The sequence below is a fragment of the Clostridium sp. 16K-1-R1 genome (assembly GCF_023921145.1).
GTDB lineage: Bacteria > Bacillota > Clostridia > Clostridiales > Clostridiaceae > Sarcina > Sarcina perfringens.
Genome location: NZ_CP046515.1, coordinates 360,227 through 384,534, shown reverse-complemented (window position 1 = coordinate 384,534; position 24,308 = coordinate 360,227). Strand labels below are relative to the sequence as shown.

Here is a 24,308-nt window from a genome sequence, read left to right as displayed (position 1 = left end):
ATTATTCTACAAAAAATATGTAGCGTATGTAGTGAAGCACTTAAATATTAAAGACGATTTATTTTGGGTAGGAGCATTAGATCCAAACCTTAGAGTATTTGACATAATAATGTACACACCTTACGGAACAACTTATAATTCATATGTTGTAAAAGGTAGTGAAAAAACAGCAATATTTGAAACTGTAAAAGCTGAATTCTTCGATCAGTATATAGCAAGATTAAAAGACTTAGGTGTAGAACCTTCAGAAATTGACTATATCGTTGTAAGTCATACTGAGCCTGACCATGCTGGTTCTATAGGTAAAATATTAGAATTAGCTCCTAAGGCTAAAATAGTAGCGTCACCTATAGCTATTAACTATATAAAAGAAATAGTTAATGGAGATTTCGAATCAATCCCAGTTAAAGATGGAGATTCAATTTCTTTAGGAAATAAAACTTTAAAATTCATGTCAGTACCATTCTTACACTGGCCTGATACAATCTACACTTACGTAGAAGAAGATAAAACTCTTATCACTTGTGATTCATTCGGAAGCCACTATTCTTGTGAAGAAATGTTTGATGATTTAATTCCTAATGAAGAAGAATATATGGAAGCATTAAAATACTACTTTGATTGTATAATGGGACCATTTAAACCATATGTTTTAAAAGCTCTTGATAAAATAAAAGGATTAGACATAGAAATAATCTGTCCAGGTCATGGTCCAATCTTAAGATCTAACCCATATAAAGTGGTTAATCTTTATAAAGAATGGAGTACTCCAGCTCCAGCTAAGGAAGTTAAAAAAGCTTCAATATTCTATGTTTCTGCATATGGATATACTAAACAATTAGCTGAAAAAATAGCTGAAGGTATTAAATCAACTGGAAACTTAGACATAAATCTATTTAATATAATAGAACATGATATGACAGAATTAGTTGGCGAAGTTGGTTCATCAGATGCTATATTATTTGGTTCTCCAACAATCGTAAATGAACTTGTTGAGCCAGTAAGAGATTTAATGGCAAAACTTAACCCTGTAATTCATGGTGGAAAAATAGCTGGTGCCTTTGGTTCATATGGATGGAGTGGTGAAGCTGTTCCTAGAATAGAAAGTAGATTAAAAGAATTAAGAATGAAAATGCCTGTTGAAGGTTTAAGAATTAAATTTAAGCCATCAGAAGAAGAAGCTCAAAAAGCTTTCGACTTTGGTGTTGAAATAGGAAATGCTTTAAAATAATTCTTAACTTAATTATACTAAATATACATTAACCAAAAAGTAGTAAGTAACTATTTGCTTACTACTTTTTTATATTAAAAGTTATTATCTACTCTATCATGATTAAAATTAACACATTTAAAATCTTCTACTGATACTTCTACAATATATCTTCTCTTCCCTTCAGTATCCTCAAAGCTTCTTGTTATAAGTCTTCCACTAACACTTAAAAGATCTCCCTTTTTTAGATATTTACAAGCTATCTCTGCTTTTTTCTCCCACATTATTATTGGAATAAAATCTTTTTTTCTTTCTCCTGTGGAAGATTTAAAATTTCTTGCCACAGCAATTGTGAATTTTGTATATACCTTCTCCCCACCCTCTACATATCTTAACTCTGGATCCTTTACTAAACGTCCTAATAAAACTATTTTATTCATTTAATATGACCTCCTAAAAAATTCTCACCTGTTATTTTAACCAAAAAAGTGAAATTTATTCAAAATTCATATTAAATTTCGTTTATTTTAGTAAAACTTTTACTTAAAATAGTATATAATGTTATTAGAATAAAATTTACTGGAGGTATTAACATGGCAATTTTAGTTTGTGGTGGTGCTGGCTATATAGGTAGCCATATGGTTGCAGAATTAATTGAAAACAATAAAGAAGTTGTTATCTTAGATAACTTCGAAAAAGGACATGAAGATGCTATTCTTGGCGGAAAACTTTATAAAGGTGATTTAAGAGATAGAAAAATATTAGACAAGATTTTTACTGAAAATAACATAGAAGCTGTTATTGATTTTGCTGCCTACTCTCTTGTTGGAGAAAGTATGACAGAGCCTTTAAAATATTTCAATAATAACGTTTCAGGAACTATAAGTTTATTAGAGGCTATGAGAGATCATAATGTAAAATACATAGTTTTCTCTTCAACAGCTGCTACTTATGGAGAACCTGAAAATATTCCTATATTAGAAACTGATAAAAATCTTCCTACAAATGCTTATGGAGAATCTAAGCTTCTTGTTGAAAAGATTTTAAAATGGTGTGATACTGCTTATGGAATAAAATACACTGCTTTAAGATACTTCAATGCTGCTGGCGCTCATGTTAACGGAAAAATTGGAGAAGATCATGCTCCTGAAACTCATTTAATTCCTTTAATATTACAAGTTGCATTAGGAAAAAGAGATAAAATAATGATGTTTGGAGATGATTATGATACTAAAGATGGTACTTGTGTAAGAGATTATATCCATGTATCAGATTTAGCATCTGCTCACTCATTAGCACTAGAAAGATTAATGAATGGTGGAGAAAGCAGAATATACAATCTTGGTAATGGTACTGGATTTACTGTAAAAGAAGTTGTAGAAGTTGCAAGAAAAGTAACTGGCCATCCAATCCCAGCTGAGGTAGCTCCTAGAAGAGCTGGAGACCCAGCTATATTAATAGCTTCATCAGATAAAGCTATAGAAGAATTAAATTGGAAACCTAAATTCAATTCATTAGAAACAATAATTGAAACTGCTTGGAATTGGCATAAAAACCATCCAAATGGATATGAAAAATAATAAATGATAATTATAAAAAGAGTCATTTAACCATTAAGGTAATGACTCTTTTTTATTTCTCTATAAATCTTTTAATCTATTTTTTTCAGCTAAAACAGCATTTATTTCTCCACCTAAAATTAATATCATAGAAGTTATAAACATCCATGTCATAAACATAAATACTGCTCCCAAACTTCCATATAATCTTGAGTAATTACTAAAATTATTTACATAATAGGCAAAAATATATGAAATTGATATCCATCCTAATGTTGTTATGACAGCTCCTGGAATTACCTCAAGCCATCCTAACCTTACACAAGGAGTTGCATTATATAAAAACATAAAAAATAATATCATTATTAAAATAACTACTACATACCTTAATATATTCCATATATAATATATAAACTCTGGATGCTCTAATACTTTCATAAAGAAATCCCCTATTACATCACCAAATACAAATAAGAATAAAGTAGCTATAACAATTAAAGCTAATAAAATTGTGTATATCATAGAAATTAATTTTAACTTTATATAAGATCTAGTCTCTTTAACTCCATAGGCCTTATTCAGCCCCTTTATTACGGCTTTAAATCCTGAAGATGATACCCATATGGCTAAAGCTATACTTATCCATAATAATCCTGTTTGTTCTCTGTCTACTATTTCAATAACAGTACTTTGAATTAGATTAAAAGCTTCTGTTGGCATTACATTACTCAATAAATTAAGAACTGCATCACTATTTAAATGACTAAATCCTACTAAGGTCATTAAGAACATTAGAAAAGGAATGAATGATAATACCATATAATATGCCAATTGAGCTCCTAATGCAAAAATATCGTCATCTCCTATTTTTTTTATAAACATAACAAGAAATATTACGGTTTTTCTCAGAAAACCTTTTGATTTCTTTTTCATAAATTGCTCCTTATAAATAATACTAATTTTATAATTAACTATAGATATATTAATTATACACATTTATAATTAATATGTATAATTAATAAAAATGTAACTTTTTTGTTAATCTATAGGAATAAAATTATACTAGTAAATTGTGTAAAATTTTAAAGGGCGAAGGTTGGTGAAATTAATGTCGCAAGGCAAACATGCAAAAAAAAATGATTCTAATAGTCAAGGTAATACACCTAAGAAAAAAAGTAAAGTGAAAATAATAGTATTAACATTATTCTTCTTATTACTTATAGGTATAGGACTTGGAGCTACATATGTTTACTCAACATTAAATAAAATGGATATAAAGAAAATAGCTCAAGATGATAAATCTTTAGGTATTGATGAATCAAATAAAGACCTATTCCAAGATGGTATTTTAAATATAGCTCTTTTTGGAGTAGATAGTAGAGAACATGATAATGTTGGACGTTCTGACTCCATAATAATAGCTACAATAGATACTAAACATGATAAAATAAAGCTTACATCTCTTATGAGAGATAGTTATGTTGAAGTTGATGGACATGGTAAAACTAAATTAACTCACGCTTATGCTTATGGTGGTCCTACTTTAGCATTAAAAACAATAAACGAAAACTTTGGATTAGATATAAAAGACTATGTAACTGTTAACTTTGATAACTTAGCTGAAATAATAGATGATTTAGGTGGAGTACCAATAAATATAAAACCTTATGAAGTTAAGGAAGTTAATAATTACGCTAAAAATGTTGCAGAAATTGCTGGAAGAGAATATACGCCAGTTAGTGAAGGTGAGCAAGTATTAAATGGTGCCCAAGCTGTAGGTTACTCTAGAATTCGTTACGTTGGTGATGGAGACTATGAAAGAACTGAAAGACAAAGAAATGTTCTTGATGCAATCATAAAAAAACTTTCCGCATTAAAACCTTCTGAATACCCTGAAACAATAAAAAAACTTTTACCTTATGTTGAAACAAACTTAACTCCATCTAAAATACTTAGTATTGCTACTTCTGTAGCCTCAACTGGTATTCCACCAGTTGAAAATATGCGTTTCCCTCTAGATGGATATTGTAAAGGTGAAATGATTGATGGTGTTTGGTATTTAACATTTGATGAAGCTAAAACAAAGGAACAAATACAAGACTATATATATAAGGATGTTAATCCAAAATAATATATTAACTAGCTGGAAAATAATCTTAAAAGATTGTTTTTCAGCTTTTTTACTATAGAGAATTAATGATATAATTATTTTAAAATATACTACTCTGAAAGGATGAGATTATGATTTATACTCTTGAAAATCAACACTTAAAAATCTCTTTAAGTAATCATGGTGGCGAATTACATAGTATAAAGGGAAAAAAAGATAATACTGAATTTTTATGGTCTGGAGACGAAGCTTATTGGAAATATCATGCTCCAATACTTTTCCCTATAGTTGGTAAAGTATTTAATGGTAAATACACAGTTGATGGCATTACTTATGAACTTCCTCAACATGGATTAGCTAGAGTTCGTGACTTTGAAATGATAGAACAAACTAAAAACTCAATATCTTTTGAACTAAAATACTCTGAAGATACATTAAAAGTTTATCCTTTTAAATTTTCACTTATAATAAAATACACTTTAAATGATATAAATTTAAGCATAGACTATATTGTAAAGAATTTAGATAATAAAGAAATGTATTTCTCAATTGGTGCCCATCCAGCATTTATGTGTCCTATTGAAAATGATAAATTTGATGATTACTACTTCGAATTTAATGAGAAAGAAAATGCAAGCATAATGCAATTAGTTGGTCCTGGTTATTTCTCAAAAGAAGAAAAACCATATTTAAAGGATGAAAATATAATAAATCTATCTACTGATTTATTTAAAAATGATGCTTTAGTTTTTAAAAATCTAAAATCAAATAAAATTTCATTAAAATCAAAAAATCATAAAAAGTACCTAGAATTTGATTTTGGTGAATTCCCTTACTTAGGATTATGGACAAAAGATACTGGTGCTCCATTTGTCTGTATAGAACCTTGGTTTGGACATGCAGACTTTGATGGATTTAATGGAGAATTTAAGGATAAAGCTGCAATCCAGTCACTTATGCCTAATAAAGAATTCCATTGTAACTATAATATATCTTTCTTTGAATAAAAAAATAAAAAAGTTGAAGCTTTATCTTCAACTTTTTTATTTTTCTTCTTTATGATATCCATTAACTATTTTTTGCACTACTTTCTTTACTACACTTGCTTGTGCTATTAATGTCATAACAGTTAGGAAAGTCACTATGCAATCTCTATCTTCTTCTTTTATATCAGAAACCTGTATTATTTCTTCTATTTTATCGTTATCAACTAATGGCACCTCTAAGAATCTTTTTATGCTCTCTTCTTGTACTTCTCCGAACATCTTATAAGCCGTTTCCCAAGATATTATATCATCGCTTCTATCATTAATATCATTAAATGCTAAAGCAAATACTTTTTTGATCTCATCGGTTTTTAATAGGGGTCTCATATAACTTAATAAAACCAATTGAGCTAAGTGCACCTTAGTATATCCACGTTTTTTCCCATCTTCCGGCTTTGATATTACCTCACTTTTAATATAGTTTTGCACTATATTATTAGTAAATTTATCTTCCGTAAACTTATCATTTAGATAGTCTATAACCTGTGAAAGAAATAAATCATACTTTGGCAAATCATCATAAGAAACCATACTGTTTTTTGACATCTCTTCTGCCAAAACTTTTATTTGTTCAGAATTAAAATTATTAATATCCATAGCACACCTCAAATTTCGTTTTAAACCCTTATTATGTATTATATAGTATTTATAATCACATTACAAGTTAATACCCTCTATTTTGTTTTACATAACTTAAATTTATAAACAATATATAGAATAAATCATATTTATTACAAAAGTTTTTTATATTTAATACTATATAAGTAAAATATATTCAAATTTTTTTGAAAAACTTTAAATATATTTTATCTATTAATGTATTTTTTTTATTAAAAAGTAAATATTTCATTATAAATTTTTAAATTCATATATTTTACCCTATTTTCTTAAATAATAATAAACAATATATTAATTTAATCATAGAATATTATATAAATTAAATAATTTTCTATACGACATTTTTATTATTTTTTTCCAATTTTATTTTTAAATATATATTTTATAAGTTAATTGTTATTTTCCAAGTATAAATTTATATTAATATATCAATATTTATACTTTTTTTTAACTTTTTGTCAAACAAAAATTAGTCTATTTATGTAAAATAAATTAATCTTTACCTTGACTTTTCAAAAAAATGGTAGTATATTTAATATATAATTGATTGAGAATAAAAAAAATTGTAAACAAACATTTTTTTTGACAAAACATATTGACTTAATATGACAAGTTTGTTAATATTATAATGCGTTTTGTCGAAAGTTGTAAAATGCAAGGAGGAAGTATAATGAAATCAACAGGTGTAGTAAGAAGAGTAGACGAATTAGGAAGAATAGTTATTCCTATAGAGTTAAGAAGAACATTAGATATAGCAGAAAAGGATGCTTTAGAAATCTATGTAGATGGAGAGCAAATCATATTAAAGAAATATGAGCCAGCATGTATATTCTGCGGAGATGCTAGAGATGTTGTTAACTACAAAGGTAAAAACATCTGCCAAAAATGTTTAGATGAATTAAAAAAATAGTAATTAACTTATTTAATATAAATAATTAATTAACATTTTAACCCTAACCAATAATAATTTTTAACACTATATCCCCTTATAGTGTTAAAGCACTTCATAATCCCCTATGAAGTGCTTTATTTTTATTATCTATATTTTAATAAATATTTTCTTAAAATCATAATTCTTTAATTATAAACTATTTTTTATTTGTTAATCCTAATCGCATAATTATATATGCTAAAATGCCCTTTAGCTAAAATATAATTTTATTAAAAGTTACCACATATCTTAAATTAAATATTATAATACTTAAATCTTATATGTTAACCCTAAATATCTAATGAAAATTTATATATTTCTGATTTTGCAACTCCTCTATCCTTTGCTACTTGTTTTATAGCATCTTTTTTCTTCATTCCTTCATTATCTATATAATGTATTATATGTTCCTCTATAGACATACTAATCCATTTTGAAGTATTTTCTTCTTCTATTTCTTTATCTGTTTTTCCTGATATTACACAAACAAATTCACCTTTTGGAGCATTTTCTTCAAAATGAATTTTTGCTTCCTCTAAAGTTCCTCTAAATATTTCTTCATGAAGCTTAGTTAATTCTCTACATATAGCTACTTTCCTATTTCCTAATCCTTCTTTTAAAGTATCTATAGTATCTAATATTCTATATGGTGATTCATATATTATTATTGTTTCTGTTCTATCCTTTATGTCTTCAATAAAAGATCTTTTATCCTTATTTTCTCTTGGGAAAAATCCCTTAAACATAAATTTAGTTGTATCTAATCCAGAATATATTAAAGCAGTTGTAAAAGCTGTTGCTCCTGGTAAAACTTCAAATTCTATACCTTCCTCTATACATTTCTCAACAACTACACTTCCTGGATCTGATATTCCTGGAGTTCCAGCATCACTAACTATAGCAACTGATGTTCCTTCTTTAACTCTTCTAAGTATTTCTTCACCTTTACCTTGCTCATTATGCTTATGATAACTAATTAAAGGCTTTTTAATCTCAAAATGATTTAAAAGCTTAAGAGTTTGTCTTGTATCCTCAGCAGCTATTAAATCAACATTTTTTAAAACCTCTAAGGCTCTTAAAGTTATATCTCCTAAATTTCCTATTGGAGTCGGTACTAAATAAACTTTACTCATTTTTATTTACTCTCCCTTCCATATATCTTATCTATTTCTTCACTATATCCACCTTCATCTTTATACACATATAAAGGTGCTTCCCATTTTAAGAAAGCTCCGCCGTCTCTTTGACCTTCTACTAAAACTATGTTTGCAGCTTTTTTTGTATTAGGATGAACCATTCTAACCCTTTTAGGTTCTATTTTATATTTTCTCATAAGACAAAATATATCAGCTAACCTTTCAGGTCTATGTACCATATAAAGTCTTCCATTATCCTTTAGAAATCTTCTACTTGCTGCTATAACATCCTCTAAATTACACATAATCTCATGTCTAGCTATAGCAAGTTTATCTTCTGGATTTACAATACCTGCATTATTTAACTTATATGGAGGATTTACTGTAACAACATCAAATTTAGGCATTGATTTATTAAGCTCTTTATCCTTTAAATCGCCACATACAAAAGATACTTTATCTTGAATATTATTAATCTTTGCACTTCTATTTGCCATTTCAGCAAATTCTTCTTGTATCTCAATTCCAACTACTTCTTTAGGATTTTTTTTTCCGTAAATAATAAAAGGAATTATTCCTGTACCTGTGCACAAATCTAATACAGAATGTTTTCTGTTAACATTAGCAAAATTAGCTAGTAAAACAGCATCCACTCCAAATCTAAACCCTTCTTTTTTCTGAATTAGATGTAATCCATCTAACTGTAGATCATCAAGAGTTTCATTCTCGTTAACTAAAGTTAAATCCAACTCTTTTAAAGTTTTATTCATACTTCTTCACACTCACCTTTATTGTAATCAGTAGACCTGTAAAATCAGTAAATAAATTAAGGTCTCTTTAATTGTTATAGTCTATATTATAGCATATACTCAAAATTCTTAACCTTTTATAAAAAAATATGCCAAACAGCTATTTCTACTGTTTGGCATAAATATATTTTAAATTATAATATTCTTCTTGCTGATGAGAAATTATATATAGGGCCTACTATTACACCAACACCTGGTCTAGCAGCGTGAATCATTTGTCCACCACCTACATATATTCCAACGTGTCCTACACCATTAGTAAATACTAAATCTCCTGGTTGTAACTGATCTCTTGATACAGGTCTACCTTGATTTATTTGTGTATAAGTAGTTCTAGTAATTTCTCTACCTACTGCATTTCTATAAACATAACTAGTAAATCCTGAACAGTCAAATGAATCTGGACCAGTTGCACCAAATACATATGGTCTTCCTATAAACTGATATGCATATGATACTACTGCTGAAGCTGCCCCTTCACTTGGAGGAGCTACTGTGCTTCCACTATTTGATGATGAACTTCCATTACTAGTTGAAGATGAACTTCCGCCAGAATTAACATCTCCACCTCTGTTAGGTGCGCTACTTACTGCTTCTTCTGCTTTTTTAGTTTCGATTAAATCTTTAGCTTTTTCTATAGCTTGAACAGCTTCTGCATCTACCTCTGGAGTTTTTATTTGATTTCTTAAACCTCTTAAGGCTGTCACAGCTTGATTTAAATCATTTACTGAACTATTTGAATTTATTTTAGAAGTCCATGGCTCAATTAACTGTCTTTCTAGTGGAGCTAATTCGCCAACAACTTTTTCTTGCTCAGCTTTCATATCTTTTATAGCACCTTCTTGCTCAGCTTTCATTTTGTTTAACTCATCTATTTTTGATTGAGTTTCTGAATTAAGCTTATTTAATTCGGCAGTCTTATCTTCTAATTCTTTAACTTGGCTATCAAGCTTTTCCTTTTCAGAAGTTAACTCATCAATAACTTGCTTATCCATACCCATTACTTTGCTTATAGCTTGTACTCTTGATAAGAAGTCACCAATTCCATTAGAATCTAATAAAGCAGTTAAGTAGTTTGCTTGTCCACCACTTTTATATGTTGCTCTTATTCTTTGACCTAAAACTTCTTGTTGTTTTTCTATTTTCTTCTTTGATTCCTCAATTTGAACTTTAACTGTTGAAATTGATTCCTCTGTTTTAGATATTTCTTCTTTATTTTTTTCTACTTGGAAAAATAAAGGTTCTATTTTAGCTGATAACCCATCTATCTTATCTTCTAACTCTCTTATCTTACTATTTATATCTGCATATTTATCTTGACTTTGTTCCATTTGTTGCTTTTGATCATCTGTAAGTGGAGTTGCGAATACACTATGTCCTACTCCAAATGTCATTGTAGCAGCAAGAACTGTTGAAATTATTTTTTTCTTCATATCTACTTGCTCCCATTTAATGAAAAATAGGAACTCATCCCTCCCCTATGTTAAAAGTTTTACACTTATACATTATAGCATTTGAAACCTTTTTGTAACAATATAAATTTGTCATTTTTTTGTTAAATAAATATAATTTTTTCACTTTTTTTACACTTTTTTAACTTTTTCTTACATATATATACTATTTTGAGATTTTATTTCCAACTAATTTCTGAACAATTGACCCACCTATTATAATAACTACGAAAGCTATTTTTATTGAATTTCCATTAACAAAGTTATCAAGTACTCCTAAAATAGTTCCTAAAAATCCTATAAAAATATTTCCTATTGCATTGCTTTGTATGTACTTAGCACTATATTTCCCTGCTTGATTTTCTCCTTCAAATCTTTTTTTGTTTGCAAATAATACTATTCCAACAACTATTAATAAAAAACTAGCTGCTAGCATAACAATTGAACTTATCTTCATTTGTTTCACCTCATCTTTTAATTTTTAAATTACTACTTAACATTATAACATCCTCACAGAAATATAATATATTTTAAGTAGAATATAATATTTTTTAATTTTTTAAACTTTTTTTATTTTTTTGTTGACAACCTTATTATTTTCTCATATAATAATAAATGTCGCCGGGGTGTGGCGCAGATGGGAGCGCGCGTGGTTTGGGACCATGAGGTCGCAGGTTCGATCCCTGTCACCCCGACCAAAAGGAATTGCAACAGCAATTCCTTTTTTTATTTTATATAAGATTTTAATATTAATACTCCAGTTAAATCTATTTAGACTTAACTGGAGTATTATTTTTATTAGTAGATAATTTTAATATAAAATATATAATCTACTTTAATCTTATTAATAAATTATATTCTTAAACATATTTTTTATTCTAAATTATCATTTCCCTCTTCTTTAATACTCTTTGCAAATTCTTCTTCAAAGTACCTATCTTCCTTTGCGGCTGCAGTAAATAAAGCCATATAAAACATCCATATAAGTGCTAATATCCCAGTTAATATAATATATTTCATTGTATATCTCCCTCTTTTTAAATTAGTATCTACTTAAAATACTTTCCAAAACATAAAAATTTATACACTCCACTAATACAATTTGAATTTTTGTACATAATAATTTTATTAAAATGATTGTAGGAGGATCGATCTATTATGAATAAAAAGTATGACTCTTTATTTAAAGAACTTATCTCTTCATATTATTCAGAAGATAACTTTGATGAAAAATTAAATGATATAGTAAAAAATAATTTTAATAGTAAAGAAGATGCTATTGATGTTCTTTCATCCCTATGTGGAGTTGATATAGATAAAAACTCAGATAATATTGCTTATGACATAAGAAAAGCTATAACAACACACAAAATCAAAAAAAATATAGTTGATAAAGTTTCTGTATGTACAAAAAACTGTTCAAAAGAAAGTAAAGGTAAATGTCAAAGCCTTTGTCCCTTTGATGCAATACTGACTGATCCTATAGATAATAGTAAATATATAGATCCAAATCTATGTCAAAATTGTGGTATATGTGTTCAGGTATGCGAAAGTGGTCACTTCTTAGATAGAATTGAACTTCTTCCTATTATTGATTTAATAAAAAATAATGAGACTGTAATTGCCGCAGTAGCTCCTGCTATAGCTGGACAATTTGGTGAAAATGTCTCCTTAGATATGCTAAGAGAAGCATTTATAAAAATAGGCTTCTCAGATATGATTGAAGTTGCCTTTGCCGCTGATATGCTTTCAATTAAAGAAGCTGTTGAATTTAATCATCATGTAGAAAAAACTGGAGATATATTAATAACATCTTGCTGTTGCCCTATGTGGGTGGCCATGTTAAGAAAGTGTTATACGGATTTAGTAAAGGATGTCTCCCCTTCTGTTTCACCTATGATAGCTGCTGGGAGAGTAATAAAAAAATTAAATAAAGATGCTAAGGTAGTTTTTATAGGTCCCTGTATAGCTAAGAAAGCTGAAGCAAGAGAAAAAGACTTAGTTGGTGCTATAGATTATGTCTTAACCTTTGAAGAATTAAAGGGTATATTTGAAGCATTAAAAATAGATCCATCATCTATGAAAGGTGTTCCCTCTATAGAATACACCTCTAGAGGTGGAAGGCTTTACGCTCGAACTGGAGGGGTATCAGAGGCCATAAATGATGTGGTTAAAGAACTCTATCCTGATAAAGCTAAGATATTTAAGGCAGTTCAAGCTAATGGAGTTAAAGAATGTAAAGAACTCTTAAATAAAGTTCAATCTGGTGAATTAAAAGCAAACTTTATTGAAGGTATGGGATGTGTTGGAGGATGCGTTGGTGGTCCTAAAAGAATAGTAGATCCTAGCATAGGTAAAAAACACGTTGATGAAGTTGCTTATAATTCGCCAATAAAAGTTGCTACTCATAGCCATACTATGGATGAAGTCCTATTGAGATTAGGAATAAATTCATTAAAATCTTTTGAGGATAAAGAAAAAATATCTATTTTTGAAAGAGAATTCTAAAACATATTTACTTATAAGCTTAATATTTAACCTTACCTTCTATATAATTTATATGTTAAACTGTATTGGGGGTGAGGCAACAATGCTTAGCAATATAAAAGGTGTAATCTTTGATTTAGATGGAACTTTAGTTGATTCAATGGGAGTATGGGCTAAAATAGATTCTGATTACCTAACTGATCTTGGTCTTGAAGTTCCTAAAAACCTTAAAGAAGAAATCACTCATTTAGGCTTCAAAGAAGTTGCTAAATATTTTAAGAAAAGATTTAATATAGCAAGTTCAGAAGAAGAAATAATGAAAACTTGGCATGATATGGCCTATGTAGAGTATAAAAATAATATCAAACTTAAACCTGGTGCAAGAGAATTTCTTGAGCAATTAAAAGAATCTAACATAAAAATAGGATTAGCTACTAGTAACTCTTATCCTTTACTAGAAGTTTGCTTAAAATCAAATAATATCTTTCATTTATTTGATTCAATAACAATAACAGGTGAAGTACCTAGAGGAAAGGATTTTCCTGATGTTTACTTGTTAGCTGCTGAAAGATTAGGCTTAGAGCCTAAAGAGTGTGCAGTCTTTGAAGATATCTTACCAGCAGTTAAAGGAGCTCTTAGTGCTGGAATGAAAGTTTTTGCCGTAGAAGAACATACTGTTTCTAAAGAAGAAAAATCACAAATTAAAGAAATTGTACATGAATACATAGATTCATTTAATGATTTACTTGTAAATTAATATTATACTTACATAATAAAACTATAAAAATTAAACTACATAATAAAAAGATAAATTACTTATGTAGTTATAATAATAAAAACTCAATTTAAAACTTAGTAATGTTTTAAATTGAGTTTTTTTGTAAAATCTATTTTATTCTAGGTTTTTAATAGCCTCTTTTATTAATTCAGCTCTATTATCCCAGGTATTTTCTTCAGCTTCTCTTCTTAAGATATTAAAATATTCTTTGTTATCTACTTCTAGCTTTAATGCCTTATCAATATTTCTTATAAATTCATCATAATCCTTTGAAATCAAACAAGATTCATAATTTTTACACTCATTTATATCAGTAGTTACTATGGGCTTTTCTAAAGCCATATACTCAAATATTTTTAATGGTGATGTAGAATCAGTTATATCATTTTTTATAAAAGGTACAATACATACATCAAAATATCTTGAATAGTTTATTAAATCTTTATAATCAATCATACCAAGATAAGATATATTTGAATAATATTTTAGATTACTTTGATCATAAGACCCATCATAATCCATTCCTATTAAAACTATTTCGTAATCTTCTCTTTCCTTTGCTAATTGCTCAATTAATTTATAATCAAACCACTTAGCTAAAGCTCCATAATAACCTATTATAGGCTTTCTCTTATTAACTATAGGCTGAATTTTTTCACCTATTTCATTTCCATGATTTTTAAAGTCTTCTAAATTAACAGCATTAGGAGCTAAAATATTATTTTCATTTTCTCCCCTAAATTTATTTGCAATATCTTTTAATTTTTTTGCAGTTGAAACAACTAATACATTTTCTTTATCTCTCAAGAGTTTTTCATGATCCTCTATCATTTTAGAAGTTATGTTATATCCACTTATTTCACTAGATAACTCGTCTACAAAATCATATATGACTTTAAAGCCTTTATCCATATATGTTTTTATCTTTTCGTAATCAACTGAGTTTAAACATGTAGCATAAACATGTACAAATTTAGGCTTATTAATTGATTTTATTGCCTCAAAAAATGCCACATTTAAACTATACATATCTAAATTAAGAACATATAAATTGTCCTTTATCTTTTTAATTGAATAAATGTTATCATTTTTTACATCGCTTCTATATATATATAGTACTTTCTTTTTACTTAATGCCTCTGCTAAATGTTGAGGTCTTTGCTTCATTTCTATATTCCATCCAAAGGAAGCATGAAAAACAATAATTTCATCAAAGTCTTCTAATTCCAATATGCTTTTAATCTTTTCATAAAAACAATTAAATTGTCCCTCAAATAATATTGAGCTTATAGCATCATCTATATATTTAGATGTCTTAGAACATAATTCATTGAAATTTCCTGATAAAATATCTTCTTCGGTTATTTTATTATCATAGTATGCTGTTTCTTCCCCATCCTCATTAATAACTTTAGTAAGTTCTAATCCAGAATATATAAGTTCTTTAAGTTTTAAATTTTCTATAAGCCAGTTATTTAATTCCCTTTTCTCTTCATATGTAAAATCTCCAATATTCTTTTTTAACATAACTTCAAAAATATTACTCATAAGAATTCTCCTTATCAAAAGACTTTAATATTTTTCATTATTAACATCTTTTCACATAATTAGTACACAAAAGAGGATATAAGCCATATAAACTATGGTCATATCCTCTATTTTTTATGTCCATGTAGAATCTAAGAATACAAAACCTTCAGACTCTCCTTCATTTTTAACCTCAAATGAAACTACGTCTTCTTGTGTTTCTAAAGCAACAAGATTTTGGCTTTCTGAAAATATAGCATCTAAATAATAAATTCCTTCCTTAACATCTAGAGAGTCAATTTTAAAAGTAATTTTATTTCTTCCCTTTTTCCAAGGTATAGTGAATTCATCAACATTACTATTTACTGAGAATATAAACTGATCTGCATTTCTATACTCACAAGGCTCTCTGTATGCCTTTCTCATTTCAATAGTAATACCAGCATTTTTAACTGATGGATTAAACACCTCATATTCAACTAAAAATTCTATAGATTCGCCCTTTTTATAAACTTTTTTATCATCTAATATTTCCACATTGATAAGCTCAACAAACTTTCCTGTTTCAAGCTCTTCCTCGTCATCACTTTTCATAAGTTTATCATAATATTTTTCAACTATATCAAAGGATGGTCCAATATCAACTACTCTTCCTTTTTCAAGCCATATAGCTCTTTCACAGAAGGTTTGAACAGTTTCAAGGCCATGTGATACATAAAGAACTGTTTTACCAGCCTCTTTAAATTCATTAAACTTATCCATACATTTTTTTTGGAATCCAACATCTCCAACGGATAATATCTCATCTACAATAAGTATATCTGGATTAATATTTATAGCAACGGCAAAGGCTAATCTAGCATACATACCACTTGAGTAACTTTTTACTGGTTGATTTATAAATTCTCCAATATCAGCAAACTCTATAATATTATCCTTTACCTTATCAATTTCATCTTGAGTTAATCCCATGAGACTTCCATTAAAATATATATTTTCTTCTCCAGTAAGCTCTGGATTAAAACCAGTTCCTAATTCTAAAAGAGAAGATACTCTTCCATTAACATTAACTTCTCCTGATGATGGAAATGAAACTCCTGTTAATATTTTTAATAAAGTAGATTTACCAGCACCATTATTTCCAATGATACCTACTATTTCACCCTTATTTACATGAAAAGAAACATCAGTTAAGGCTTTAAACTCTTTAACTTCTTTTTTTGCAAAAGGATTTATTATGTTTCTTATTCTACTTGATTTTGAATCATAAACTCTGTAATTTTTACAAAGATTTTTTACTTCTATTGCCTTTTCCATGATTTCTCCCCCATTAAGAGTTTAGTATAAGCTCCTTAATGTCCTTTGCCTTTTGTCTCCAAGTATTTTGATTACCTTCTTTTCTAAGTAATTCTATATATTCCTTAGAATTCTCTAACTCAGCGGCTTTCTTAATGTTATTTATGAAATCTTCATGTGAATCACTTACTAAAGGTGATTCATATTTTCTACACTCTGGTAAAGCTGTTGTAACTATAGGCTTACCTAAAGCCATATATTCAAATAATTTTACTGGTGAAGTAGCTTCTGTTATTTCATTTACCACAAAAGGAATTATAGAAACATTAAAGAACTTGGAATATGTTGGAAGTTCATTATAGTTAACAGTTCCTAAATAATGAACATTGTCTAATTTTAATATTCCGCTCTTTCCTAAGGATTGATCATAATCTATTCCTATAAGAACTATTTCATAATCATCCTTAAATTCTTCTGCAAGCTCTTTAATTAAATCATAATCAAACCAACTAGCTAAGGCTCCAAAATATCCTATTATCTTTTTCTTACTATTAACAATATTTTTCATCTTATCAGGAATCTTTTTGCAATCAATATTAGCAAAATGCTCATATTGAACTCCATTAGTTACAAGAGCTAATTTATTTTCTCCTCTTAATTCTTTAGCTTCTTGATAAAGCTTATCCGCAGTAGTTACCACATAAACTTTTTCTGTATCTTCAATCATTCTCTTATGACTTGCTTTAATTTCATCTGATATTTTAAATCCAGCAATATCATCTGATAAATCATCAACATATTCATATATTATTTTAAAGTTTCTATCTGTAAATTTCTTTAACCAACTGTCATATTCAACAAATGAAGTTGAATATATTTGACCAAAAGCAGGAACTCCACTTTGAGATACTATATCTATTAAACACTCTTGTAACCAATATAGATCTGTGTTAACTAGATAAAGATTTTCTTCCATCTTCTTGTAAGTTTTAATATCCTTATCAACATAAGGTGATGCTTTATAAAAATATAAAACATTTTCCTTAGCTAGGTTTAAAGCTATATGTTGAGGTCTTTGGAACATTTTAACCTCAAATCCAAAGTAAACATCAAATATAACTATAGCATCATAATTTCCATTCTTTATTGCACCAGTTATTTCATCAAAGAATACTTGTTTTTGATCTTCATGTCCTTTTTCTCTATATTTAAGCAACATTGGCTTCAATATAGGTCTTAATAAATTTTTTAAACTTCTTTTTAAACTCATACTATTACCCTCTCACTCTTAAATGTTTTTTTCAATTAATCTATCTAGTATAGCTGCCTTTTCTCTCCAAGTATTTGCTAGAGCTTCTTCTTTTAGATAGTTATAATACTCATCTTTTTTATCAAGAGTTAATGCAAAGTCTAGTTTTTCTATAAAGTCTTCATGGCTTTTTCCTATTAATACTGACTTATACTTTCTGCATTCTCTCATATCAGTAGTAACTATAGGATGCCCCATTGCCATATATTCAAAAAGTTTAACTGGACTTGTAGACTCAGTTATATCATTTAATAAAAATGGTATAGTTGATATTGTGAAGTATTGAGAATATTGATTTAATTCCTTATAATCAACAATACCTAAATAATGAACATTTTCAAGTTCATCTATTTTACTATCTTTAAAGCTGTTATCATATAAAAATCCTATTAATACAATCTCATAATTAGGTCTTTCTTTAGCTACTTTTTTAAGTAATTCATAATCAAACCATTTTGCTAAAGCTCCAAAATATCCTATTATAGGGTTACCTTTGCTTACTATATCTTTTAATTTTTCTGGAACCTCATTACTTCTATATTGCCAATGATCATATTGAACTCCATTTGTTATCATTGCAACATTTTCTTTTCCTCTAATCTCTTCTATTTCTTCTATAAGCTTATCTGCTGACCCTACAGCTATATTACTCTTATCTTCTATAATATTCTTATGTCTATCATATACAAAATCAGGTAAATGTCCTGATATTTCATCTGAAAGTTCATCTATATATTCATATATTATTTTAAAACCATTATCAATGTATTTCTCTTTAATATATTGCTCATCTAAATAAACATCTGTTGAATAAAGAGATAAGAATTTATGACCTTTATACTCCTTAAGAAGATCAAACATAGCATTTTGTAAAGCAAAATTAGCCATGTTAACTAAGTAAAGTCTATCCTTCAGCTTTTCAACAGTCTTTACATGCGGATCAAACTGCTCTGAAGTTCTATAGAAATAAAGATATCCATCATCAGTAAGCTCATTTGCCATATGTTGAGAACGTTGGAATAAAGGAATATTCCATCCAACTCTTGAATCAAAAACTACTACCGCTTTGAATTTCTCTTTTTTTAATATCTTATGAAATATAGCATTAGCCTCTTCATAATTTTTTCTATAGGTTAATGCATTATTATCTAATTTATCTTTAATACGTCTTTTTATATATCTTAAAACTCTCTTTATAACTTCTATTAAACCATCTTCTTTAAGAACTTCCGTTGTTCTCCTAGCAATTCTACCTACGCTCATACTATTCCTCCGATTAATTACCCCAAGAATGCCCCAGTATTAAGAAACCTTCTCCTCTATACTTGTCATTCAAAGTAAAACTATATCCATTTATTTTTCTATATACTTCCTCTTCACCATCTCTTAAAACAAAGTCAATATAATAAACTCCAGCAACTAAGTTAACCTTATTTAAAGACACCTTTAACTTATTAACTCCTAAATTAAAAGGAATATTTTTTATATTATCTTTACTATTTATACCACAAACAAACTGATCATTTCCTCTAGTTGTACCTGGCTCATAGTCAGTTTTTCTAAACTCTAAAACTATGTTAGGGTCTTTTAAGTCATTTGAAATAAGATCATATTCAACCTCTAAATCTAATTTTTCAAGATATTCTACATTTTTTGTATTAGATTTAACTGCTATACTATTTATTATGTCACTTTTATGATCTTTTAATTGTTCTATATTAGCAGGATTAAAATTTAAATTATAATATCTCTCTACTACAATTACAGAATTCCCATCATCTACAACTTCACCTTTTTGAAGCCAAATTGCTCTGTCACAGAACTTTTTCACTGTTCCAAGTCCATGAGAAACATAAAGTATTGTTTTTCCCTTTTTCTTAAATTCATTGAATTTTTCCATACATTTAACTTGGAAACCAACATCTCCAACGGATAAAATTTCATCAACTATTAATATATCAGGGTCTACATTAATAGCAACGGCAAATGCTAATCTAGCAAACATACCACTTGAATAATTTTTTACTGGTTGCTCTATAAAATTACCTATATCAGCAAACTCAAGTATATCCTTTAATTTTCCATCTATCTCTTCCTTAGTTAAACCATTTAAACTACCATTAAAATAAATATTTTCCATACCAGTAAGCTCAGGGTTAAATCCTGACCCCAATTCTAGCATAGATGCTAATCTTCCATTTATCTCAATCTCTCCAGAAGTAGGGAAAGCCACTCCTGTTAGTAATTTTAAAAGTGTTGATTTACCGGCCCCATTATGACCGATAATACCAACACATTCTCCCTTGCTTATCTCAAAAGAAACGCCCTTTAAAGCATAAAATTCTTTTATATTCTTTTCTTTACCAAAAGCATTCGCTAATCTTTCAGATCTCTTTTGATATAACTTATATTTTTTAGTTAAGTCTTTAACTCTTATAGCAACAGACATATTCTGTACCTCTCTTTTTATAAAACATCATCAAATTCTGGTCTAAATTTTTTAAATACTTTAGATCCAAATATGAATAATATTATAGTTACTACCCAGAAATAAACTCCATATGCTAAACTAACTGTATGTGTTCCTAAATATGCGTCCCTAAATAAAACAGCTAAGTAATATAAAGGGTTTAATTTTAGTATTTTCTCAATCCAAGGCATACTAGAACCTACAGGCAATTCTCCCGCTTGCCACATAACTGGACACATCCAGAATAAAAATTGCATAAATACAGATATTCCATGTAATATATCAATTGACATTACTACCCATGCAGATAGTAATCTTGATAAAGCTGCCAAAAATATTATAGTTATGATAATGGCATAAATCAATTTAGGTATATTTATTAGATTTAAGTTACCATTTACTGCAAATATTATAAAACTTATTACTAGCAAAATTAAAAATGTGTAAAAACTAATTACTATTCTTATAGTAGGTAATATTTCTACAGGGAATTTAACCTTTTTAACCAAAAAGGAATTAACCCTTATGGAACCTGCGCCTGACATAATTACATCAGAAATAAATATCCATGGTATGTATGCTGAAACTAGCCAAACTAAATAATTAACCTGTACATTTGAACTAGTTGTTCTCATTCCAGTTGAAAATATCATCCAGAAAACAGTTATCATAGCTAGTGGTCTTATTATCGCCCAAGCCATACCTAACTTAGAACCAGCAAACTCTTTTTTAAATTCTTTCTTGGATATGCTAAATATCATTCTCCAATGAGAAAAAATACTTTTCTCAATCTCAAGCCAATCCTTCAAGTTGTTCACCTCTGCTTATCATCTATTTTTTTGTAAAATAACTAAACCTAATTATACCACAAATACTTAATAAATATTTATACATTTCTCTTACAAAGTAGCAAAATATACTTCTTGTTTAAGCCTTTTCTTAAAAGCTACAAATATAGCTAATACTTCTTTCAATAAACTAACTTCATATAAAATCCAAATTCACTAAAAACTATTAAATATAAATACTAAATATATAAATTAATCTTAATTAATAATAAAGTTACTAGGACATTTTTATTATTCTAAATTCTAAAATATAATTTAGAATTTATATTTTTAATATCTTCTAATTTTAAAAATATATAAATTAAGTTTATTAAGAATCTCTAACTTAAGTATTGTCATTTATACATATTACTACACTAAAAACAATAAAAAAAGTTAGATATAGAATAAAATTCTACACCTAACTTTTTAATAGAGTCTTAAATTAAGCTAATTTAACTCCATATTTTTCTCTTAATTCTTTTATTAATTCTAAGTATTTCTTTTGTTGTCTTTCTTGAATTAACATATTAACAACTTGCTCTTTAACATCTTCAAAAGCTTTAGTTTTAGCTTCTGTTTTGTCTTCAACTTTTATTAAGTGATATCCAAATTGAGTTTTAACTGGAGCACTAACTACTCCTAACTCTAAGTTAAATGCAGCTTCTTCAAATTCTGGAACCATCATTCCTTTTGAGAATGAACCTAAGTTACCACCTTGTTCCTTTGAAGGACAGCTTGAGTATTTGTTAGCAGCATCTTCAAAAGTTATTGAACCTGAAGCTATTTCTTCTTCTACTTTTTTAGCTTCTTCTTCTGATGCAACTAAGATGTGCTTAGCTGTTACAGTTTCTAATTCAACGAAGTTTTCTTTATGCTCTTCGTAAAAAGCTTTTGCTTCATCATCTGTTACAGTAACTGATGATAAAGTCTTTTTCATTACCATTTGAGCTAATAATTCTTTAGCAAATTTATTTAATTGATCTTTAAACTCTTCAGTCTTATCTAATCCAGTTTCTTTTGCAAATTCAGACATTAATTCAAAAGCAATAGCTTGCTCTAAAACTTGTCTTTTACCTTCATCACTAGCAAGCATAGCTTGTTGTTGAGCTGGGTATCTTGCTATTATCTCATCTATATAGTCTGAAGTTATTTCTGTATTTCCAACTGTTGCTAGAACTTTCTTTTCCATATATATTATCTCCTTTTTAATTAAAGTTTTATTTTCCTATACTTCATATATTAACATACATTTAATGAATTAAAAAGAAATTCTGAGTATTTTCCTAATCTATAAAATAAGTTTATACTTTAATAATATATAATTAAAAATTTCTTACTTATAAATTTTTTCTCTTAAAAATCAGGCTCAAGTTTAACAAACTAATACTACATATTTTTTATATTCTTAAACCTTAAGATTTTAAATACTAACTTTAAGGTTTCTAACACTTAAAATTCAAGTTAATTTCTAACTTCTAACTTCTAACTTCTAACTTCTAACTTCTAACTTCTAACTTCTAACTTCTAACTTCTAAAAAAATTATAATTCACCCTATAAAGTTAATCACTAAAAACTTACAATTCACACTTTAAATTTAATTATTAAAAACTTTAGAATATAAACTAAAGTTTTTATCAACTAATAAAAAGTTATAATTCTTATCTCTATAATTTTCTCCCTAAAGTTCATGTTAATTACTAAAAGACAATAAATTCCTCCTCTAAAATTTAAATTTTTATATTTAAATTTTATACATATGAATATCTCTCTTCCACTTTGTTGATAATGAATAGTAATTATTATATAATATATATAATTTAAAGGAGGGATTCTTATGTCAATTGAAATAAATAAATTAGCTCCAGATTTTAAACTTATGGGTTCTGATGGAAAAGAACATTCACTAAGTGATTACAAAGGAAAAAATATAGTTTTATATTTTTATCCTAAGGATAACACTGCTGGTTGTACTACAGAAGCTTGTGATTTTAGAGATAACATACAAAACTTTCATGATTTAAATGCAATTATTTTAGGTGTTTCTAGAGATTCTTTAGCATCTCACGATAAATTTATTACTAAATTATCACTTCCATTTGTATTACTTAGTGATCCAGATGAAATAGTTTGTAAATTATACGATGTAATAAAAGAAAAAAATATGTACGGCAAAAAATATATGGGTGTAGAAAGAAGTACTTTCTTAATAAATAAAGAAGGAATATTAATAGAAGAATTTAGAAAAGTAAGAGTTAAAGGACACATAGAAAAAGTTCTAGATAAATTAAAAGAAATAAATTAAAAAATAAAATTAAAAGAGGATCTTATTAAGATCCTCTTTTAATTTTTAACATAAGTTCAAAATATAAATTAAAAATATAAATTATATTCTTATTTTACATTTTAATAATCTCATATAAAAATATTTTTTATGCTCTATAAAAAATAGCCTTCTATGTATGTAGAAAATAATTATACTATCACTAAAACTTTTCTATATTTAATAAAAACCAGGTTGTATTGATACCTAGTTTAACCGTTCTACCCTTAAAATATATATTTTGTTTAATAAAAACAAATATATATTTTTTTATTCTTATAGTCTTCTTATTGTAATCTAACTATTTTATAGATATTTATGACTTATTCAAATCTCAATATAATATTATAACTTCTTATTTAGAACTCCTTATTTTAAATAAGAGTTTGAAATTTATGTACAAAAAAAGCTTAGTGAATT

At 27.6% G+C, this 24,308-nt stretch carries 23 protein-coding genes and 1 tRNA gene; 9 read left to right on the top strand and 15 right to left on the bottom strand.

All coding sequences use genetic code 11. The annotated features are described in order from the left end of the window. The first annotated feature begins 31 nt into the window (after positions 1–31). On the top strand, positions 32–1,231 hold the full coding sequence (locus GOM42_RS01710) for an FprA family A-type flavoprotein (protein ID WP_003458024.1): 1,200 nt from the start codon (positions 32–34) through the stop codon (positions 1,229–1,231). 74 nt (positions 1,232–1,305) lie between these two features. Here GOM42_RS01710 and GOM42_RS01705 read toward each other — a convergent pair whose 3' ends face one another. Next, on the bottom strand, positions 1,306–1,650 hold the full coding sequence (locus tag GOM42_RS01705; protein WP_003457980.1) for a single-stranded DNA-binding protein: 345 nt from the start codon (positions 1,648–1,650) through the stop codon (positions 1,306–1,308). Between the two features lie 153 nt (positions 1,651–1,803). Between GOM42_RS01705 and galE the strand changes: the two genes are divergently transcribed. Continuing rightward, a complete protein-coding gene (gene galE, locus GOM42_RS01700; protein WP_003458072.1) occupies positions 1,804–2,790 on the top strand; it encodes a UDP-glucose 4-epimerase GalE in 987 nt (328 codons plus the stop codon). Positions 2,791–2,850: 60 nt separating this feature from the next. Here the strand turns inward: galE and GOM42_RS01695 are convergent, their stop codons facing one another. Continuing rightward, positions 2,851–3,702 (bottom strand): YihY/virulence factor BrkB family protein, encoded by an 852-nt coding sequence (locus GOM42_RS01695; protein ID WP_003471493.1) that lies wholly within the window; start codon positions 3,700–3,702, stop codon positions 2,851–2,853. A gap of 175 nt (positions 3,703–3,877) precedes the next feature. On the opposite strand from GOM42_RS01695, the gene GOM42_RS01690 reads away from it, so the two are divergent. Both GOM42_RS01690 and GOM42_RS01685 read left to right on the top strand, forming a co-directional pair. Further along, entirely contained in the window at positions 3,878–4,900 is a 1,023-nt protein-coding gene (locus GOM42_RS01690; protein ID WP_011590120.1) for an LCP family protein, read from the top strand. Positions 4,901–5,010: 110 nt separating this feature from the next. Beyond that, the gene (locus GOM42_RS01685) at positions 5,011–5,886 is read left to right on the top strand and encodes an aldose 1-epimerase family protein (RefSeq protein ID WP_004456007.1); all 876 of its coding nucleotides are present in this window, start codon (positions 5,011–5,013) and stop codon (positions 5,884–5,886) included. A gap of 36 nt (positions 5,887–5,922) precedes the next feature. Here GOM42_RS01685 and GOM42_RS01680 read toward each other — a convergent pair whose 3' ends face one another. Beyond that, the gene (locus GOM42_RS01680; protein WP_003458091.1) at positions 5,923–6,522 is read right to left on the bottom strand and encodes a DUF1836 domain-containing protein; all 600 of its coding nucleotides are present in this window, start codon (positions 6,520–6,522) and stop codon (positions 5,923–5,925) included. Between the two features lie 691 nt (positions 6,523–7,213). Here GOM42_RS01680 and GOM42_RS01675 point away from each other — a divergent pair. After that, entirely contained in the window at positions 7,214–7,453 is a 240-nt protein-coding gene (locus tag GOM42_RS01675; protein WP_003476163.1) for an AbrB/MazE/SpoVT family DNA-binding domain-containing protein, read from the top strand. Positions 7,454–7,764: 311 nt separating this feature from the next. Here GOM42_RS01675 and rsmI read toward each other — a convergent pair whose 3' ends face one another. The 4 genes from rsmI to GOM42_RS01655 form a co-directional block, all read right to left on the bottom strand. Beyond that, complete coding sequence (gene rsmI, locus GOM42_RS01670) at positions 7,765–8,607, bottom strand: 16S rRNA (cytidine(1402)-2'-O)-methyltransferase (RefSeq protein ID WP_003453470.1); 843 nt, start codon at positions 8,605–8,607, stop codon at positions 7,765–7,767. 2 nt (positions 8,608–8,609) lie between these two features. Next, the gene (locus tag GOM42_RS01665) at positions 8,610–9,380 is read right to left on the bottom strand and encodes a tRNA1(Val) (adenine(37)-N6)-methyltransferase (protein WP_003473109.1); all 771 of its coding nucleotides are present in this window, start codon (positions 9,378–9,380) and stop codon (positions 8,610–8,612) included. A gap of 173 nt (positions 9,381–9,553) precedes the next feature. Further along, positions 9,554–10,852 (bottom strand): NlpC/P60 family protein, encoded by a 1,299-nt coding sequence (locus GOM42_RS01660; RefSeq protein ID WP_003470217.1) that lies wholly within the window; start codon positions 10,850–10,852, stop codon positions 9,554–9,556. A 184-nt stretch (positions 10,853–11,036) separates the two neighbouring features. Continuing rightward, the gene (locus GOM42_RS01655) at positions 11,037–11,327 is read right to left on the bottom strand and encodes a hypothetical protein (protein ID WP_042268404.1); all 291 of its coding nucleotides are present in this window, start codon (positions 11,325–11,327) and stop codon (positions 11,037–11,039) included. Between the two features lie 165 nt (positions 11,328–11,492). Between GOM42_RS01655 and GOM42_RS01650 the strand changes: the two genes are divergently transcribed. Further along, a tRNA-Pro gene (locus GOM42_RS01650) sits at positions 11,493–11,568 on the top strand. Between the two features lie 175 nt (positions 11,569–11,743). On the opposite strand, the gene GOM42_RS01645 is transcribed toward GOM42_RS01650, so the two are convergent. Then, positions 11,744–11,890 carry a hypothetical protein gene (locus GOM42_RS01645; RefSeq protein WP_003453473.1) on the bottom strand — a complete coding sequence of 49 codons (147 nt, stop codon included), beginning with the start codon at positions 11,888–11,890 and terminating at the stop codon, positions 11,744–11,746. A 138-nt stretch (positions 11,891–12,028) separates the two neighbouring features. Between GOM42_RS01645 and GOM42_RS01640 the strand changes: the two genes are divergently transcribed. Beyond that, entirely contained in the window at positions 12,029–13,378 is a 1,350-nt protein-coding gene (locus tag GOM42_RS01640) for a [Fe-Fe] hydrogenase large subunit C-terminal domain-containing protein (protein ID WP_003473104.1), read from the top strand. 82 nt (positions 13,379–13,460) lie between these two features. Beyond that, positions 13,461–14,114 (top strand): HAD family phosphatase, encoded by a 654-nt coding sequence (locus tag GOM42_RS01635; RefSeq protein WP_025648471.1) that lies wholly within the window; start codon positions 13,461–13,463, stop codon positions 14,112–14,114. 135 nt (positions 14,115–14,249) lie between these two features. On the opposite strand, the gene GOM42_RS01630 is transcribed toward GOM42_RS01635, so the two are convergent. The 7 genes from GOM42_RS01630 to GOM42_RS01600 all read right to left on the bottom strand — a co-directional run bounded on the left by GOM42_RS01630 (position 14,250) and on the right by GOM42_RS01600 (position 22,756). Next, on the bottom strand, positions 14,250–15,683 hold the full coding sequence (locus tag GOM42_RS01630) for a glycosyltransferase (RefSeq protein WP_110016438.1): 1,434 nt from the start codon (positions 15,681–15,683) through the stop codon (positions 14,250–14,252). A 114-nt stretch (positions 15,684–15,797) separates the two neighbouring features. Continuing rightward, entirely contained in the window at positions 15,798–16,979 is a 1,182-nt protein-coding gene (locus GOM42_RS01625) for an ABC transporter ATP-binding protein (RefSeq protein ID WP_025648473.1), read from the bottom strand. A 13-nt stretch (positions 16,980–16,992) separates the two neighbouring features. Beyond that, positions 16,993–18,228, bottom strand: a complete 1,236-nt coding sequence (locus tag GOM42_RS01620; RefSeq protein ID WP_003476155.1) for a glycosyltransferase — start codon at positions 18,226–18,228, stop codon at positions 16,993–16,995. An 18-nt stretch (positions 18,229–18,246) separates the two neighbouring features. Continuing rightward, positions 18,247–19,530 (bottom strand): glycosyltransferase, encoded by a 1,284-nt coding sequence (locus tag GOM42_RS01615; protein ID WP_061414326.1) that lies wholly within the window; start codon positions 19,528–19,530, stop codon positions 18,247–18,249. A gap of 13 nt (positions 19,531–19,543) precedes the next feature. Continuing rightward, complete coding sequence (locus GOM42_RS01610) at positions 19,544–20,716, bottom strand: ABC transporter ATP-binding protein (RefSeq protein ID WP_003453458.1); 1,173 nt, start codon at positions 20,714–20,716, stop codon at positions 19,544–19,546. 17 nt (positions 20,717–20,733) lie between these two features. Beyond that, entirely contained in the window at positions 20,734–21,555 is an 822-nt protein-coding gene (locus GOM42_RS01605) for an ABC transporter permease (RefSeq protein WP_223932420.1), read from the bottom strand. A gap of 454 nt (positions 21,556–22,009) precedes the next feature. Then, positions 22,010–22,756, bottom strand: a complete 747-nt coding sequence (locus GOM42_RS01600) for a peptidylprolyl isomerase (RefSeq protein WP_003453475.1) — start codon at positions 22,754–22,756, stop codon at positions 22,010–22,012. A 646-nt stretch (positions 22,757–23,402) separates the two neighbouring features. On the opposite strand from GOM42_RS01600, the gene GOM42_RS01595 reads away from it, so the two are divergent. After that, positions 23,403–23,870, top strand: a complete 468-nt coding sequence (locus GOM42_RS01595) for a peroxiredoxin (RefSeq protein ID WP_003453479.1) — start codon at positions 23,403–23,405, stop codon at positions 23,868–23,870. Positions 23,871–24,308 lie beyond the last annotated feature (438 nt).

Bases quoted from the DNA above. Each gene is read 5' to 3' on its own strand.
- GOM42_RS01620 (WP_003476155.1), bottom strand. From the start codon at position 18,228: ATGAGTTTAAAAAGAAGTTTAAAAAATTTATTAAGACCTATATTGAAG.
- GOM42_RS01630 (WP_110016438.1), bottom strand. From the start codon at position 15,683: ATGAGTAATATTTTTGAAGTTATGTTAAAAAAGAATATTGGAGATTTT.
- GOM42_RS01660 (WP_003470217.1), bottom strand. From the start codon at position 10,852: ATGAAGAAAAAAATAATTTCAACAGTTCTTGCTGCTACAATGACATTT.
- GOM42_RS01640 (WP_003473104.1), top strand. From the start codon at position 12,029: ATGAATAAAAAGTATGACTCTTTATTTAAAGAACTTATCTCTTCATAT.
- GOM42_RS01645 (WP_003453473.1), bottom strand. From the start codon at position 11,890: ATGAAATATATTATATTAACTGGGATATTAGCACTTATATGGATGTTT.
- rsmI (WP_003453470.1), bottom strand. From the start codon at position 8,607: ATGAGTAAAGTTTATTTAGTACCGACTCCAATAGGAAATTTAGGAGAT.
- GOM42_RS01655 (WP_042268404.1), bottom strand. From the start codon at position 11,327: ATGAAGATAAGTTCAATTGTTATGCTAGCAGCTAGTTTTTTATTAATA.
- GOM42_RS01695 (WP_003471493.1), bottom strand. From the start codon at position 3,702: ATGAAAAAGAAATCAAAAGGTTTTCTGAGAAAAACCGTAATATTTCTT.
- galE (WP_003458072.1), top strand. From the start codon at position 1,804: ATGGCAATTTTAGTTTGTGGTGGTGCTGGCTATATAGGTAGCCATATG.
- GOM42_RS01705 (WP_003457980.1), bottom strand. From the start codon at position 1,650: ATGAATAAAATAGTTTTATTAGGACGTTTAGTAAAGGATCCAGAGTTA.
- GOM42_RS01600 (WP_003453475.1), bottom strand. From the start codon at position 22,756: ATGGAAAAGAAAGTTCTAGCAACAGTTGGAAATACAGAAATAACTTCA.
- GOM42_RS01595 (WP_003453479.1), top strand. From the start codon at position 23,403: ATGTCAATTGAAATAAATAAATTAGCTCCAGATTTTAAACTTATGGGT.
- GOM42_RS01675 (WP_003476163.1), top strand. From the start codon at position 7,214: ATGAAATCAACAGGTGTAGTAAGAAGAGTAGACGAATTAGGAAGAATA.
- GOM42_RS01635 (WP_025648471.1), top strand. From the start codon at position 13,461: ATGCTTAGCAATATAAAAGGTGTAATCTTTGATTTAGATGGAACTTTA.
- GOM42_RS01625 (WP_025648473.1), bottom strand. From the start codon at position 16,979: ATGGAAAAGGCAATAGAAGTAAAAAATCTTTGTAAAAATTACAGAGTT.
- GOM42_RS01690 (WP_011590120.1), top strand. From the start codon at position 3,878: ATGTCGCAAGGCAAACATGCAAAAAAAAATGATTCTAATAGTCAAGGT.
- GOM42_RS01685 (WP_004456007.1), top strand. From the start codon at position 5,011: ATGATTTATACTCTTGAAAATCAACACTTAAAAATCTCTTTAAGTAAT.
- GOM42_RS01665 (WP_003473109.1), bottom strand. From the start codon at position 9,380: ATGAATAAAACTTTAAAAGAGTTGGATTTAACTTTAGTTAACGAGAAT.
- GOM42_RS01610 (WP_003453458.1), bottom strand. From the start codon at position 20,716: ATGTCTGTTGCTATAAGAGTTAAAGACTTAACTAAAAAATATAAGTTA.
- GOM42_RS01615 (WP_061414326.1), bottom strand. From the start codon at position 19,530: ATGAGCGTAGGTAGAATTGCTAGGAGAACAACGGAAGTTCTTAAAGAA.
- GOM42_RS01680 (WP_003458091.1), bottom strand. From the start codon at position 6,522: ATGGATATTAATAATTTTAATTCTGAACAAATAAAAGTTTTGGCAGAA.